Source organism: Streptomyces sp. RFCAC02 (assembly GCF_004193175.1).
Lineage (GTDB): Bacteria > Actinomycetota > Actinomycetes > Streptomycetales > Streptomycetaceae > Streptomyces.
In genome coordinates this window covers 2180429-2195915 of the sequence record NZ_SAUH01000001.1, presented here as the reverse complement: position 1 = coordinate 2195915, position 15487 = coordinate 2180429, and the positions used below count along the sequence as shown (strand labels likewise).

Here is a 15487-nt window from a genome sequence, read left to right as displayed (position 1 = left end):
GCACGACATCGGACTATGGACGGGCAGGTGCCAAGGAACCCATGAGCAAGAGAACACTGCACCGAGGGCGCACCACGGGGGTGTCCATCGCCCTCGCCGGCGCGCTGCTGCTCAGCGCCTGCAGCAGCGGGGGCGGCGGAGGCGGCGACGAGGGCGGCAGCGGAGGCGGGGGCGGCGACGAGGGTCCCGAACTCTCCGCGGCCATCAGCTTCGGCGACGCCGAGGCGTCCACCGGGCCGGCCGAGGAGGTCCCCGGCGGCACTCCTGGCGGCACCATCCACGTCCTCCAGGAGACCGCGCCCGACCACCTGGACCCCGCCCAGATCTACGTGTCGCACGAGTACAACATCGCCCGCCTGATCCACCGCGGGCTCACCACCATCCGGCTGGACAACGACGGGAACTACACCGTCCTCGGTGACCTCGCCACCGACTCGGGCCAGGTCTCCGACGGGGGCCGCACCTGGACGTACACCCTCAAGGACGACATCTACTTCAACGACGGCTCGGAGATCACCTCCGCCGACATCCGCCACACCTTCGAGCGGCTGTTCGCGCCCTTCATCACCCAGGGGCCGTCCTACATCCAGCAGTGGCTGGCGAACGCGGACGGCGCCGAGTACCGCGACCTCCTGCCCGAAGGCCCGTACAACGGCGACCACCTGCCCGACAGCGTGCTGGAGACGCCGGACGACAAGACCGTCGTCTTCCACTTCGAGGAGCCCCAGAACGACCTGCCCTACGCCCTCGCGGTGCCGGGCTACGCGGTCGTCTCGGAGGAGGGCGACACGAAGGAGCAGTACGACAAGGAGCCGCTGACCTCCGGCCCATACCAGATCGCCGAGTACCAGGACGACGTCTCGATGACGCTCGTGCGCAACGAGTACTGGGAGCCCGAGACGGACGCGGGGCGCAACGCCTACCCGGACAGCTGGGAGATCACCTTCGGGCACACCCCGCAGGACTCCACCGAGCGCCTGATGGCCGACAACGGCGACAACCAGTACGCCATCTCCTTCAACAACGGCCTCGACTCGGGCAACGGGCCGACCGTCATGGAGGACCCGCAGTACGAGGACCGCATCGTGGACGGCTACCAGCCGTACGTCTGGTCCCTCGCCATCAACACCGAGACCGTCACGGACGTCCGCGTCCGCGAGGCCATCGCCCGCGCGCTGCCGCTCAACGGCATCCTCAACGCGTACGGCGGCTCCATAGGCGGCGAGTACGCGGCCAGCCTCATCAGCCCGCTGCTGCCCGGCCGCGACGAGAGCTTCGACCCCTTCGACAAGCTGGACAACCCGCAGGGCGACCCGGAGGCCGCCCGCGCCCTGCTGGAGGAGGCCGACGCCGTCGGCTACGAGCTCAACTACGTCGAGGGCACCCTCGCGCAGAACGCCGAGGCCGCCGTCGCCGTCGAGGCCGCCCTCGAATCGGCCGGCTTCAAGGTCAACCGCAGCGAGGTCCCGGCCGAGACGTACTACGACACGATCGGTGTCGTCGACAGCGGCTACGACATCTACCGCAGCAGCTGGGGCGCCGACTGGCTGTCGGGCTCGACCGTCATCCCGGTCCAGTACGACGGCCGCACGATCCAGGACGGCGCGTCCAACTACTCCCACCTGAACGACGAGCACGTCAACGCGGAGATCGACCGCATCCGGCGGATCGAGGACCCGGAAGAGGCGGCCACCGAGTGGTTCGCGCTGAGCGAGTACATCGTCGGCGACGTCATCGCCGCGGTGCCCGCCTTCTACTACCGGCAGATCACCCTGCACGGCTCGAAGATCGGCGGCGCGGTCTTCAACGACGACGTCGGCGCGGTCGACATGCAACGCCTCTACGTCATCCAGGACGAGAGCTAGCGGCCCACCGCGCCGGGCGCGGACGGGGGACGGCGGACCACCGCCGCACCGTCCGCGCCCGGCCGGCGCACCGCGCGGCTCCCCGACCTAAGGCTGCTATCCGATGCTCCGATTCCTGCTGCGGCGATCGCTGGGTGCCATCGCCATCCTGCTGATCATCAGCGCCGTCACGTTCTTCCTCTTCTACGCGATCCCGCGCAACCCCGCGCTCCTGTCCTGCGGCAAGGGCGTCTGCACCGATGACCAGCTCGCGATCGTCGAGCACAACCTGGGCATCGACAAGCCGATCCTGCAGCAGTACTGGGAGTACATGGTCGGGATCTTCGCCGGCCGCGAGTTCCCGGCGGGCAACTGCCCAGCGCCCTGTCTCGGCTTCTCCTTCCGCGACAACCGGCCGGTCCTCGACACCATCCTCGACCGCCTGCCGGTCACCGTGTCCCTCGCGATCGGCGGCGCGGTCGTCTTCCTCGTCCTCGGGCTCGCGTTCGGCATGCTCGCCGCCTGGCGCCGCGGCACGCTGGTGGACCGCACGATGAGCTCCGCGTCCCTGGTGCTCAGCTCGGCGCAGATCTACTTCCTCGGCCCGCTGGCCCTCGCGCTCCTCGTCTACAACAACCAGATCCTGCCGCAGCCGAAGTACACGGCGTTCACCGAGGATCCATGGGGCTGGAGCGCCGGACTGCTGCTGCCCTGGCTGGTCCTGGCGACGATCTTCACCGCCAACTACACGCGCATGGCCCGGGCCACGCTCATCGAGCAGCTCCAGGAGGACCATGTGCGCACCGCCAGGGCGAAGGGCATGAGCGGGCGCGTCGTCTTCTTCCGCCACGCCTGGCGCGGGTCGCTGATCCCGATCGTCACGATCTTCGGCGTCGACCTCGGCTCGCTCTTCGGCGGCGCGATGATCACCGAGTACACCTTCACGCTGCACGGCCTCGGCAAGCTCGCCGTGGACTCGGTCACCAAGTCCGACCTGCCGATGCTCATGGGCGTCATGCTGTTCGCCGCGCTCATGATCGTCGTCTTCAACATCATCATCGACGCCTGCTACGCGCTGATCGACCCGCGCGTGCGGCTGTCCTAGGACGGGGAGCTGACGCAGTGACCACCACCAGCGAGCCGGCGTCCGGGGCGGACGCGCCGTTCCTCTCCGTCCGCGACCTGCGGGTCCGCTTCCGCACCGAGGACGGCGTCGTGAAGGCCGTCGACGGACTCTCGTTCGACGTCGAACGCGGCCGCACCCTCGGCATCGTCGGGGAGTCGGGGTCCGGCAAGTCGGTCGCCAACCAGGCGATCCTCGGCCTGCACAACCCGGCCGCCGCGACCGTCACCGGCGAGATCCTCCTGGAGGGCGAGAACCTCGTCGGCGCCCGCGAACGCCGCCTGGAACGGCTGCGCGGCAACCGGATCGCCATGATCTTCCAGGACCCGCTGACCGCGCTGTCCCCGTACCACACCGTCGGGTTCCAGATCGCCGAGCCGTACCGCAAGCACCGGGGCGCGTCCCGGCGCGAGGCGCGGGAGCGGGCCGTCGAGATGCTGGCGAAGGTCGGCATCCCCCACCCGTCGCGCCGCGTGGACGACTACCCGCACCAGTTCTCCGGCGGCATGCGGCAGCGCGCCATGATCGCGATGGCCCTGTCCTGCGACCCCGACCTCCTGATCGCCGACGAGCCGACGACCGCCCTCGACGTGACCGTGCAGGCGCAGATCCTCGACCTGCTCGCGGAACTGCAGGACGAGTTCGGCTCGGCGATCATCATGATCACGCACGACCTCGGCGTCGTCTCCCGCGTCTCCGACGACGTGCTCGTCATGTACGCGGGCCGCGCCGTGGAACGCGGCTCAGTCCACGACGTGCTCAGCCGCCCCCAGCACCCGTACACCTGGGGCCTGCTCAGCTCGATGCCCCGGCTGCACGGGGACGTCGGCCAGGAGCTGGTGCCCATCGCCGGCACCCCGCCGAGCCTCCTGAACCCCCCGCCGGGCTGCCCGTTCCAGCCGCGCTGCCCGTACGACGACCTGGTGCCCGACGGCACGGACTGCTCGGCCGACCGCCCCGCCCTGCCCGCGGGCCGCGGTGCCGCCTGCCACCTGGCGCCCGAGCGGAAACACGCCCTGTTCACCGAGCGGATCAGGCCGCGCCTCGTCCCCGGCGGCGCCGCGCGCGCGGCGGACGAGACGGACCACGCGACACCCGGAGACGCGATATGACCACTCCCCTCCCGCTCGACAAGGCCACCGCGCCCCGTACGCCGCTGCTGACCGTCGAAGGGCTGACCAAGTACTTCCCCGTCAAGGGCGGCTTCCCGATCAAACGCACGGTCGGCGCCGTCCGGGCCGTCGACGGGCTCGACTTCACCGTCCACGAGGGCGAGAGCTTCGGCCTGGTCGGCGAGTCGGGCTGCGGCAAGTCCACGACGGGCCGGCTGCTCACCCGCCTGCTGGAGCCGTCCGGCGGCACCATCACGTACCGGGACCGCGACATCACCCACGCCTCCCGGCGCGCGCTGGCCCCGGTCCGCTCCGAGATCCAGATGATCTTCCAGGACCCCTACTCGTCGCTCAACCCGCGCCAGACCGTCGGCACGATCATCGGCGGCCCCATGCAGATCAACGGCATCGAGCCCCCGGGCGGACGCGAGGCCCGCGTGCGCGAACTGCTGGAGACCGTCGGGCTCAACCCCGAGCACTACAACCGCTTCCCGCACGAGTTCTCCGGCGGCCAGCGCCAGCGCATCGGAGTCGCCCGCGCCCTCGCGCTCGCCCCGCGCCTGATCGTGGCCGACGAACCGGTCTCGGCGCTCGACGTCTCCATCCAGGCCCAGGTCGTCAACCTGCTGCAGCGCGTACAGCGTGAACTCGGCATCGCGTTCCTGTTCATCGCCCACGACCTCGCCGTCGTCCGGCACTTCTCGCAGCGCGTCGCCGTCATGTACCTCGGCAAGATCGTCGAGATCGGGGACAGGACCGCCATCTACGACCGGCCGCGCCACCCGTACACGCACGCGCTGCTCTCGGCCGTTCCCGAGGTGACGGTCGAGGCGGCGGACGGCGCGGCCACCGTGCCGCCGCGCGAACGCATCAGGCTCCAGGGTGACGTGCCGTCGCCCACGGACCCCCCGTCCGGCTGCCGCTTCCGCACCCGCTGCTGGAAGGCACAGGACGTGTGCGCCACGGAGGAGCCGCCCCTCGTCCGCCTCCCCGGCAACGGCGATGGCCACCTGACGGCCTGCCACTTCCCCGAGGAAGGAACGGTCCTCGCGCGGCCGGAGCACTGACGGCGGCACCGGCGGAGCGCCCGATCACCGCACCCCGGCGGCACGCGCCGGGTGTGCGCCCCTTTTCTGCTTCCGTGCACCGAGTCGTGCGGCGCGGGGTGATCGTTATCATCCGTAGGAACGTGACGGGCCGCACTCACCCGGGCACGGATTGAAGCCTTCGCCTGCCTGCCCGGACGGACCCGGGCATCCGACTTCAAGGGGTGATCCTCGGTGGCGCTCTCCGTCTCCGCCGTGCTGCTGCTCGCGATCATTGTCACTCTGCTGGTCAGGAAGGCCGGTCTCAATCTCATGCACGCCTTCGTGTGCATGCTGCTCGGCTTCTACCTCGCCGGGTCCAACATCGCCCCCGCCATCAGCGACTTCGGGACCAGCGTGGCCGACATGATCAGCGGCCTGAGCTTCTGACCCGCCCCCACGCCCCTTCGTCCCCGGCACTTGCCTCCGGCGTAGGCTCCCCGCATGAGCACGGTCCCCGCCCGGGTGCTGCTGGTGCACGCCCACCCCGACGACGAGTCGATCACCAACGGTGTGACGATGGCCGCCTGCGCCGCCGCCGGCGCCCGCGTCACCCTCGTCACCTGCACCCGCGGCGAGGAGGGCGAGGTCATCCCCGCGTCCCTCGCCCACCTCGCCGCCGACCGTGACGACGCACTCGGCCCGTGGCGCGCCCGTGAACTGGCCGACGCGATGCGCGCCCTCGGGGTGCGCGACCACCGGTTCCTCGGCGGCCCCGGCCGCTGGCGCGACTCCGGCATGGCCGGGGCGCCGCAGAACGACCGCCCCGACGCCTTCGTCCGCGCCGACCCGGACGCGGCGGGCGCCGCGCTCGCCGACGTCATCGACGAGGTCCGCCCCCACGTCCTCATCACCTACGACCCGCACGGCGGCTACGGGCACCCCGACCACATCCAGGCCCACCGCACCGCCATGCGCGGCGCGGCCATCGCCGCCGGGCGCCACGGCCGCACGGTGCCCCGCGTCCTGTGGAACGCCGTGCCGCGCTCCGCCGCCGAGGCCCGGCTCGCCGCGCTGCGCGCCCGGGGGCCCGGGCGCTTCCCCGGTGTCGCGTCGCTCACGGACATCCCGGGCGTCGTGGACGACGACCGGATCGCCCTCACGGTGCTCGGCACACCGGAACAGGCCGCGGCCAAGCGCGCCGCGATGGCGGCCCACGCCACCCAGATCGACGTCGAGGAGCCCCCCGGCGCGCCGGAACGGGGGGCCGGGGGAGCGGGCGGCGTCTTCGCCCTGTCCAATGGACTCGCCCAGCCGCTGTGGGACGACGAGTCGTACGTCCTGGGCGCGGGCGTGCCGCTGCCCCCCGGGGCGGACGGCGTCTTCGCGGGTCTGTCACTGGAGGAGTTGTGAGAATCGCCGTCCATGTCGCGCTGGCCCTGCTCGGGGTGCTCGCGGGGATCGCGGGATCGCTCGTGCAGGGCGGCTGGCTCCCGTTCGGCCTGATCCTGGCGCTCGCCGGGACGGCGGGGCTGTTCTGGGGCGCCGCGCTGCTCACGCGCTCGCGGGCCGGCGCCGGGATCGCGGCGGCCGGCTGGGCGCTCGCCGTCCTGCTGCTGACGTCGACCAGGCCGCAGGGCGACTTCATCTTCGCCTCCGGCGCGAGCAGTTACGTCTTCCTGCTGGGCGGCATGGTCCTGGCCGTCCTGGCCGCGACCCTGGCCCCGGCGGACCGTCCGATGTTCGCCGTGACGACGGATCCGGCGCGCCGGCGCTGACGCTCGGCAACCCTCGTCGGCAGCACGACATTTGACGCACGGGGGAAGCGTTTTTGCGCGGGCGTGCCCGGCCCCCTTACGGTGGCGTCCCGGTGCGCCGCACCCGGGTGGTGCACGGATGTGCCAATCCTGTGCGAGCGGCGTACCACACGGCTGTCCCCAGTATCGTGGGGCCAGCCGCCCGGCCCCGGTGTGTCCCGGGCCGGCCGGTGAAGCCCAACCGGGAGATCCTGCCTTGAGTCGTGAATCTGACAATCCGTCCCCCCGTCCCGCGGGGTGGGGGGACCCCCAGCGCACTGAAGGAGACGATGGCGCCCGGCCGGCGGCTCCGCGGCCGGAGGACAAGAAGACCGAGACCACGCTGACCACGCGCGCCCGGATCTCCATCCCCGGGTCCAGGCCCATTCCCCCGATCGTGGTCCGCGAAACCGTCGAGGGCGCGGCCGACGCGGGGAAGGCCCCCGAGGCGCCGGAGGCCGCCCCTCGCCCCGCGACGCCCGCGCCCGGCGCGAACCGCCGCCCCGGTGCCGCCGCGTCCGGTGCGCGGAGCGCGTCCGGCGCGTCCGGCGGGAAGAAGACCAGTTCGTGGTTCGAGCCGCGCAAGCCGCCCGGCTCCCGGACCGACACGCCGCCGCAGGGCCACCCCGCCGTCACCGACACGCCGGCCGGCGGCCTGCCCGCCGCGTCGCCCGCGCCCGCCCCGGCCGCCGAGCCGCCGGCCAGGACCCGTACCGACACCGGCCGCGCGCCGTTCGCCGGCGGCCCCGAGCCGGACCACGGCCCCGGCACCGGACCCAACCCGCTGCTCGGCGACACCCCTCCGCTGCACACGGGTGCACCCCGGCGGACGCCCGGCGCCGAGCCAGGCGCCGACCAGTGGTTCGCCGGCCGCGCCGACACCCCGGCGGACGGCGTCCCGCAGATGCCGCAGCGCCCGGCGGGGCCGACCACGGGCCCGGCGCTCGGCGGCATGCCGCTCACCCCGTCCGGCCCGCGTCCCGAGGACGAGGACCCGTCCGGCACGACGATGGACCTCGGCGGCCCGTTCCCGCCCGCCCCGCCCGCCGAGCTGACGGACCTGGAGGCCACTGGTCGGATGACGCCGTTCACGGACGGCGCGACCGGCCCCCTCCCGCGCGTCGCCGCCGGGGCGGCCCCCCGGGCGGCGACCGGCCCGGCGAAGCCGCCGGTGGCCACCGGCCCCTCGGGCGCGCCCCCGGCGGCCGGTGACGAGCCCGCCGCCCGCCCCGCACCTGAGCCGCCCGCGGCGAAGGGCGGGACGAAGGGCAAGGCGAAGGGCGGCCGGTCCAAGGTGAAGCTGCTCGGCGTCGCCGTCGTCGGCATCGCCGTCATCGCCTACGGCGCCGGCCTGTTCCTGAGCCCGGCCGACGTCCCCCGGGGCACCACGGTCCTCGGCGTCGACATCGGCGGACTCAGCACCGAGGAGGCGCAGACCCGCCTCGAAGGACGCCTCCAGGCCGCCAACAGCGAGCCGCTCGTCCTCCAGTTCGGGGAGCAGCAGATCGAGCTGAAGCCCACCGTCGCGGGGCTCGCGGTCGACGCGGAGGCCACCGCGCACGCCGTCTCCGGCCAGGACTACAGCCCCGTCGCCGTCTACGGCTCGCTGTTCGGCAGCGAGCGCGTCGAGGACCCCGTGTTCGCGGTGGACCGGGAGAAGCTGACCGTGGCGCTCGCCGACCTCTCCGAGGGCGTCGGCAGCGGCCCGGTCGACGGCACCGTCACCTTCACCCCGGACGGGGCGATCGCCCAGCTCGGCGAGCCCGGCATGGGCCTGGACGTGGAAGCGGCCGCCGACGCGGTCGAGTCCGCCTTCAGGGAGCGCGCGGCCGGCGGCGGCGACTCGGTCGTCGAGGTGCCGCTGACCGAGCAGCAGCCCGACATCGACGAGGCCGATGTGCGCACCGCGATGGAGGAGTTCGCCGAACCGGCGATGTCCGGCATGGTCTCGGTCATCGCGGGCGGCCGGCGCGTCGACTTCAGCCCGGAGAACTCGCTGTGGCAGTTCCTCGGCATGGAGGCGCACGACGGCCGGCTCGTGGAGACGTTCGACCTGGACGTGCTGGCGCAGCTCTACGGCGGCACGTTCGACGGTGTCCTCGTCACGCGCGGCGACGGCAGCCAGACCCCGGTCACCCCGGAGGACGTGGCAGGCGCGCTGCGGATGGCGCTGCGCGAGACCGATCCGGCGGCCCGCGTCGTCGAGATCGACCTGAACGCCGGCTGACCCCGTACGAGAGCCCGTCCGGGTCCGGTCCGCTCAGGGCCGGACCCGGTAGTGGCAGTGGCTGTGGAGCGTGAGGCCGAGCCGGTCGTACAGCGCGATCGCCGGCGCGTTGTCCGTCTCGACGTGGAGGTACGCGGCGCTCGCCCCCTCGGCGAGCGCCGCGCGCGCGAGTTCGCCCATGAGGGCGACGGCCAGCCCGCGGCGCCGGTGGGCCGGGTCCACCACGAGCGCGCCGAAGCCGGCCCAGCGGCCGTCGACGGCACAACGCCCGAAGGCCACCGGATCGTTCCCGCCCGCGGGGTCGGGGACGCTCGCGAACAGCACGGCGGGGCCGCCCGGCACGCCGCGCAGCACCTGCCGCGCGGCCTCCGGGTTCTCCCGGACGCGGCGGTAGGGGCGCAGCCAGGCGTCGGGCAGTTCGCGCGCCACCACCACACGGGGGTCGTGCCCCTGTTCGGTCAGCGAGGCGAGCGGCGCGACCCGCGCCTGCACATGGCCCCCGGCGCTCCAGCCGAGCCGTTCGAGGCGGGCCGTGAGGCGTTCCCCGGCGCCCGTGCCGTCGGGGCCGCCGGTCGCGATCTGCACGGTGGCCGGCAGGCCGCGGGCCGCGTACCAGGCGGTGAGGCGGTCGAGATCGGGCTCGCCCTCGCCCACGGCGACGGCCGAGTTGGCGCGGCGCGTCCAGCCGCCGCAGGCGCGGGCCAGCCAGTCGCCGATCCGTTCGGAGCCGGTGCCGCACCAGCCGCGCGCGGCGACCGCGAGCAGGTCGCGCGCCGACGCCACCGGGGTCCCGCGCCGCACCGGCCGCGGCACGGCCGGCACGACCTTCCCGGCCACGAGGTCCGCCTCGGCGAGCGGGACGGTCCGCCCGTCCCGCCGTGTGACGGCGACCACGCCGTCCGCCCAGGAGGTGAGGATCCCGACGGTGTCGGTGAAGACGGCGGCCGGTTCACCCGGACCGGTCAGGGACCGGACGGAGACGCGTTTGCCCACGTCAGCGGGCGTGATGCGCACGACGAGCTGTCCGCCCATGGTGAACTCCCCTCGCTTCCCGGCCCCCTCTTTGCCCCGGGGCGGCCCAGACCGGAGATACTAAGTGCCAGCACCGAACGACGCCGCGCCCGCGCGTCCCGGCGGACCGCCGCCACCGTAATGAGGAGGACTGACCAGCGTGACCTACGTCATCGCGGAGCCTTGTGTCGATCTGAAGGACAAGGCATGCATCGAGGAATGCCCTGTTGACTGCATCTACGAAGGTCAGCGGGCCCTGTACATCCACCCCGATGAGTGCGTGGACTGCGGTGCGTGCGAGCCGGTCTGCCCGGTCGAGGCCATCTTCTACGAGGACGACACCCCGGACGAGTGGAAGGACTACTACAAGGCGAACGTCGAGTTCTTCGACGAGCTGGGCTCGCCGGGCGGCGCGAGCAAGCTGGGCCTGATCGAGCGCGACCACCCCTTCATCGCCGCGCTGCCGCCGCAGAGCCACGACGAGTGACACCGGGGGCCACCCCACCCGTCACCGGTCCCGCGCGGCAGCCGCCGCGCGGGACCCGTCCGTCCGGGGTCTGTCCGGGGGTCCCGTCGCGAGACGGGCGGGACCCGCCGGACCGGACCCGAGCCGCGCCACTCCCGGGGCGCGGCCGACCCCAGGAAAGTGAGCGACCCGTGACCCCCGTCTCCGCCCGGCTGCCGGTCTTCCCCTGGGACCGCCTCGAGCCGTACAAGGCCACCGCCGCCGCGCATCCCGGGGGCATCGTGGACCTGTCCGTCGGCACGCCCGTCGACCCGGTGCCCGAGGTGATCGGGCGCGCGCTGGCCGGCGCGAGCGACAGCCCCGGCTACCCCACGGTGTGGGGCACCGCGGCGCTGCGCCGCGCGATCCTCGGCTGGCTGGAGCGCCGCACCGGGGCCGCCGGCCTCGGCGAGCGCAACGTCCTGCCCGTCGTCGGCTCCAAGGAGCTGGTCGCGTCGCTGCCCGCGCAGCTCGGTCTCGGCCCCGGCGACCGCGTCGCGTACCCGGAGCCCGCCTACCCGACGTACGAGGTGGGCGCGCGTCTCGCGGGCGCCGAGCCCGTCCCGTACCGGGGCAAGGCCACCGAGCTCGATCCGGCCGGGCTGCGCCTGCTGTGGCTCAACTCCCCGGCGAACCCGACCGGCCGCGTCCTGTCGGCCGGCGAGCTGCGCGACACCGTCGCGTGGGCGCGGCAGCACGGCGTCCTCGTCTTCAGCGACGAGTGCTACCTGGAGCTGGGCTGGGAGGCCGAGCCCGTCTCGGTGCTGCACCCGGACGTCTGCGGCGGCGACACCACGGGTCTCGTCGCGGTGCACTCGCTGTCCAAGCGGTCCAACCTCGCGGGCTACCGCGCGGCGTTCTGCGCCGGTGACGCGGCGGTGCTCGGCGAGCTGCTGGCCGTCCGCAAGCACGCCGGGATGATGGTGCCCGCGCCCGTGCAGGCCGCCACCGCCGCGGCCCTCGGGGACGACACGCACGTGGCCGAGCAGCGCGCGCGGTACGCCGCCCGGCGCGCGGCGCTGCGCACGGCGCTGGTGGGGTGCGGCTTCCGCGTGGAGGACAGCGAGGCGTCGCTGTACCTGTGGGCCACCCGTGACGAGGACTGCTGGGACACGGTGGCATGGCTGAGCGAACGCGGTGTCCTGGTCGCTCCCGGGGAGTTCTACGGGGCGGCGGGGCAGCGTTTCGTCCGGGTCGCGTTCACCGCGACCGACGAGCGGGTCGAGGCAGCGGTCCGGCGCCTGGCCTGACGCGCGGGACGCGAAGGGGGACGACGGGGGCGCGCGCCAGGTGGCGCGCGCCCCCGTCGGTCACAGAAGGCTGTAGTCGTTGGCCGGCACGGAGTTCAGGGCGACGGCCAGCGAGTTGTCGGGTCCCGGGAGGGTGTCCTGGACGGTACCGCCGACCGACCGCACCGTCGGCTCCGTGCCCTGGGCGACGTGATCGAGGACGGGCAGCGCGACCGGCATCACGGTCAGCGCGGCCGCGCCGACCGTCTTGTCGAGGGGGCCGCTGCCGTGGGTGGTGGCCTGGTCGAGAGCCGTCTCGGCGCCCGCGAGCCCCGGGGCCGCCGGCTGCTCGGGCTCCGCGGCCGCTGCCTGGCCCACGGCGCCGGCGAGGGGCACGGCCCCCGCGGCGAGCAGCACGGCGGCCCCGGCCAGACGGCGCGGGAGGGTCCGACGGGGATTGCGCATGGCACGCTCCATGGATCGTGGGAGTGCGGGATCGCGCAGTGCCTATCGTCGGGGCGTGGCGGGAGGTTGCGGCCCGGCCGGGTAAAGGATTGGCAATGAGGCGTCGTCGACGGGCCGGTGCCGTGCGTCGCGGCGCCGCGACCGCCGCCCGCGCCGATGACGTGCGCGGGTACCGTGAGGCCATGGAACCGCCCCTGCTCGACCTCGGTGTGGACGCCGCGGCCCTCACCGCGCGCCTCGTGGACATCCCCTCCGTCAGCGGCTCGGAGAAGCCGCTCGCCGACGCCGTGGAGGCCGCCCTGCGCGCCCTGCCGTGGCTGCGTGTCGACCGCCTCGGGAACAACGTCGTCGCCCGCACCGCCCTCGGCCGTGCCGAACGCGTCGTCCTGGCCGGGCACCTAGACACCGTCCCCGTCGCGGACAACCTGCCCGCGCGCCTCGACGCGGACGGTCTCCTGTGGGGCTGCGGCACCTGCGACATGAAGTCGGGCGTCGCCGTCCAGCTCCGGCTCGCCGCCACCGTGCCCGAGCCGAACCGGGACCTCACCTTCGTGTTCTACGACAACGAGGAGGTCCAGGCGGACCGCAACGGGCTCGGCCACCTCGCGGCCGCGCACCCCGACTGGCTCGCCGGCGACTTCGCCGTCCTCCTGGAGCCGTCCGGCGGCGAGGTCGAGGGCGGCTGCCAGGGCACCCTGCGCGTCCTGCTGCGGCTCACCGGCCGGCGCGCCCACTCCGCCAGGTCGTGGACCGGCGAGAACGCGATCCACGCCGCCGCCCCCGTCCTGGCCCGCCTCGCCGCCTACGAGCCGCGCCGGCCCGTCATCGACGGCCTCGAATACCACGAGGGCCTGAACGCGGTCCGCATCGAGGCCGGTGTCGCCGGCAACGTCATCCCGGACTCCTGCGTCGTCACCGTCAACTACCGCTACGCGCCCGACCGCGGCGAGGACGAGGCCGTCGCCCACGTCCGCGAGGTCTTCGAGGGCTGCGGCGTGGCCGGGTTCACGGTGGACGACCACGCGCCGGGCGCCCTGCCGGGGCTCGGGCACCCCGCCGCCCGCGCGTTCATCGAGGCGGTCGGCGGCGCGCCGCGGCCCAAGTACGGCTGGACGGACGTCTCCCGGTTCAGCGCCCTCGGCGTCCCCGCGGTCAACTACGGTCCCGGCGACCCGAACCTCGCCCACAAGCGCGACGAGCACGTGGACACGGCCCTCGTCCTGCGCTGCGAGGAGCGGCTGCGGGCCTGGCTGACGGCCTGACCGATCCGCCGCCGGGGTAGGGGCACCGGTGAACGAGCAGGATGTGTTGTGCGGGAGTTCCGTGCACGAGATGAGGAGCAGCGCATGAGCGGCAGCGGTCAGGGCGCGGGGGCGGACGGCCGCCCCGAGGGTCTGCCCGGGGACGAGCGGACCGAGGCGGCGGCGGCCGGGGAGGCCGCCGCACACGAGCGGGCGGCGATGTCGTCGCGGCCGGGCGAGCAGCGCCTCGGCCCCGTCGTGCGCCGCCGCGGCCAGGTGGTCGCGGGCACGGCCGACCAGCGCCTGCTGGACTCGCGCGGGCCCTCCGACTGGGTGCACGGCGACCCGTGGCGGGTGCTGCGGATCCAGTCCGAGTTCGTCGAGGGCTTCGGCGCCCTGGCCGAACTCGGCCCGGCCGTCAGCGTCTTCGGATCGGCCAGGACGCCGCCCGACTCCCCGGAGTACGCGCTGGGGGTGCGCATCGGACGCGGTCTCGCCGAGGCCGGTTTCGCGGTCATCACCGGCGGCGGCCCCGGTGCCATGGAGGCCGCCAACCGGGGCGCGAGCGAGGCCGGCGGCGTCTCCGTCGGGCTCGGCATCGAACTGCCCTTCGAGCAGGGCCTCAACGAGTACGTCGACATCGGCATCAACTTCCGCTACTTCTTCGTCCGGAAGACGATGTTCGTCAAGTACGCGCAGGGCTTCCTCGTGCTCCCCGGCGGACTCGGCACGCTGGACGAGCTGTTCGAGGCCCTCACGCTGGTCCAGACGCGGAAGGTCACGCGCTTCCCGATCGTCCTGGTCGGCACCGAGTACTGGAGCGGCCTCGCCGGCTGGCTGCGCGACACGGTGATCGCGCAGGGCAAGGCGTCCGAGGTGGACCAGGCGCTGTTCTCCGTCACGGACGACGTGGACGAGGCGATCGCGCTCGTCACCAAGGAGTGAACGGGGGCGCGCCGCCGCGCGCCCTCACGCCAGCCCGCGCCGCGCGACGGCGGGCGGCCGGTGCCCCGCGATCGACGCCACCATGTCGAGGACCTGCTTCGTCTCCGCCACCTCGTGCACCCGGTACACACGGGCGCCGAGCCAGGCGGAGACGGCGGTGGTGGCGAGGGTGCCGAGCAGCCGCTCCTTCACCGGCACGTCGAGCGTCTCGCCGACGAAGTCCTTGTTGGACAGCGAGACGAGCACCGGCCAGCCCGTCGCCGTCATCTCGCCGAGGCGGCGCGTGGCCTCCAGCGAGTGCCGGGTGGACTTGCCGAAGTCGTGCCCGGGGTCGATCAGCACGCCGTCGCGCCGCACCCCGAGGGACACCGCACGCTCGGCCAGCCCCACGGTGACGCGCAGGATGTCCGCCATCACGTCCTCGTACGCGATGCGGTGCGGCCGGGTGCGCGGCGGGACGCCGCCCGCGTGCGTGCACACCAGGCCGGTGCCGTACTCGGCGGCGACCTCGGCCAGCCGCGGGTCGACACCGCCCCACGCGTCGTTCAGCAGGTCGGCGCCCGCCTCGCAGACGGCGCGGCCCACCTCGTGCCGCCAGGTGTCCACGCTGATCACCACGGACGGGTGGCGTTCGCGCACGGCGGCGACGAAACCGGCCGTGCGGCGGATCTCCTCGGCCGTGTCCACCTCGGCGCCTGGACCGGCCTTGACGCCGCCGATGTCCACGATGGCCGCGCCCTCGTCGACGACCCGCGCGACCCGGTCGAGGGCGGCGGCCTCGCCGAAGGTCGCCCCCCGGTCGTAGAACGAGTCGGGGGTGCGGTTGACGATGGCCATGATGACCGGCTCGTCCGCCGCGAACCGGCGTGTTCCGAGGCGCAGCATGTGGGTCGGTTCTCCGTTCGGCGTGCGGGTGGGACGCGGGTCCCCGTCGCCCCGAACCTACCCGTCGCCCGGCGCCCGC

General features: G+C 73.9%; 15 protein-coding genes. 12 read left to right on the top strand and 3 right to left on the bottom strand.

Features of this window, described 5'->3' with window-relative positions; translation table 11 throughout:
- Nucleotides 1-41 precede the first annotated feature (41 nt).
- From EMA09_RS09990 to EMA09_RS09955, 8 genes are all read left to right on the top strand, one after another.
- Nucleotides 42-1865 carry an ABC transporter substrate-binding protein gene (locus EMA09_RS09990; RefSeq protein WP_129840716.1) on the top strand — a complete coding sequence of 608 codons (1824 nt, stop codon included), beginning with the start codon at nt 42-44 and terminating at the stop codon, nt 1863-1865.
- Nucleotides 1866-1968: 103 nt separating this feature from the next.
- Nucleotides 1969-2949, top strand: a complete 981-nt coding sequence (locus tag EMA09_RS09985; protein ID WP_129840715.1) for an ABC transporter permease — start codon at nt 1969-1971, stop codon at nt 2947-2949.
- 17 nt (nt 2950-2966) lie between these two features.
- The gene (locus EMA09_RS09980; protein WP_129840714.1) at nt 2967-4079 is read left to right on the top strand and encodes an ABC transporter ATP-binding protein; all 1113 of its coding nucleotides are present in this window, start codon (nt 2967-2969) and stop codon (nt 4077-4079) included.
- Nucleotides 4076-5146 carry an oligopeptide/dipeptide ABC transporter ATP-binding protein gene (locus tag EMA09_RS09975; RefSeq protein WP_129840713.1) on the top strand — a complete coding sequence of 357 codons (1071 nt, stop codon included), beginning with the start codon at nt 4076-4078 and terminating at the stop codon, nt 5144-5146. Before EMA09_RS09980 ends, EMA09_RS09975 begins: the two co-directional genes overlap by 4 nt.
- A 213-nt stretch (nt 5147-5359) precedes the next feature.
- Nucleotides 5360-5554 (top strand): hypothetical protein, encoded by a 195-nt coding sequence (locus EMA09_RS09970; RefSeq protein WP_129840712.1) that lies wholly within the window; start codon nt 5360-5362, stop codon nt 5552-5554.
- A 54-nt stretch (nt 5555-5608) separates the two neighbouring features.
- Nucleotides 5609-6517, top strand: coding sequence for an N-acetyl-1-D-myo-inositol-2-amino-2-deoxy-alpha-D-glucopyranoside deacetylase (gene mshB / locus EMA09_RS09965; RefSeq protein WP_129840711.1), 909 nt, complete (start codon nt 5609-5611; stop codon nt 6515-6517).
- A complete protein-coding gene (locus EMA09_RS09960) occupies nt 6514-6882 on the top strand; it encodes a DUF6113 family protein (protein WP_129840710.1) in 369 nt (122 codons plus the stop codon). The genes mshB and EMA09_RS09960 overlap by 4 nt, the downstream gene beginning before the upstream one ends.
- A gap of 415 nt (nt 6883-7297) precedes the next feature.
- Nucleotides 7298-9127, top strand: a complete 1830-nt coding sequence (locus EMA09_RS09955; protein ID WP_129840709.1) for a hypothetical protein — start codon at nt 7298-7300, stop codon at nt 9125-9127.
- Nucleotides 9128-9160: 33 nt separating this feature from the next.
- Here EMA09_RS09955 and EMA09_RS09950 read toward each other — a convergent pair whose 3' ends face one another.
- A complete protein-coding gene (locus EMA09_RS09950) occupies nt 9161-10159 on the bottom strand; it encodes a GNAT family N-acetyltransferase (RefSeq protein WP_129840708.1) in 999 nt (332 codons plus the stop codon).
- Between the two features lie 139 nt (nt 10160-10298).
- On the opposite strand from EMA09_RS09950, the gene fdxA reads away from it, so the two are divergent.
- Both fdxA and dapC read left to right on the top strand, forming a co-directional pair.
- A complete protein-coding gene (gene fdxA, locus EMA09_RS09945; protein ID WP_129840707.1) occupies nt 10299-10625 on the top strand; it encodes a ferredoxin in 327 nt (108 codons plus the stop codon).
- 170 nt (nt 10626-10795) lie between these two features.
- Entirely contained in the window at nt 10796-11893 is a 1098-nt protein-coding gene (gene dapC, locus EMA09_RS09940; RefSeq protein WP_129840706.1) for a succinyldiaminopimelate transaminase, read from the top strand.
- Nucleotides 11894-11953: 60 nt separating this feature from the next.
- Here the strand turns inward: dapC and EMA09_RS09935 are convergent, their stop codons facing one another.
- On the bottom strand, nt 11954-12337 hold the full coding sequence (locus EMA09_RS09935; RefSeq protein ID WP_129840705.1) for an ATP-binding protein: 384 nt from the start codon (nt 12335-12337) through the stop codon (nt 11954-11956).
- Between the two features lie 182 nt (nt 12338-12519).
- Between EMA09_RS09935 and dapE the strand changes: the two genes are divergently transcribed.
- Together dapE and EMA09_RS09925 are read left to right on the top strand one after the other, a co-directional pair.
- Nucleotides 12520-13599, top strand: a complete 1080-nt coding sequence (dapE, locus tag EMA09_RS09930; RefSeq protein ID WP_129840704.1) for a succinyl-diaminopimelate desuccinylase — start codon at nt 12520-12522, stop codon at nt 13597-13599.
- A gap of 198 nt (nt 13600-13797) precedes the next feature.
- Nucleotides 13798-14523 carry a TIGR00730 family Rossman fold protein gene (locus EMA09_RS09925; protein WP_129843946.1) on the top strand — a complete coding sequence of 242 codons (726 nt, stop codon included), beginning with the start codon at nt 13798-13800 and terminating at the stop codon, nt 14521-14523.
- 24 nt (nt 14524-14547) lie between these two features.
- On the opposite strand, the gene folP is transcribed toward EMA09_RS09925, so the two are convergent.
- Complete coding sequence (gene folP, locus EMA09_RS09920; RefSeq protein WP_129840703.1) at nt 14548-15408, bottom strand: dihydropteroate synthase; 861 nt, start codon at nt 15406-15408, stop codon at nt 14548-14550.
- Between the last annotated feature and the right edge of the window lie 79 nt (nt 15409-15487).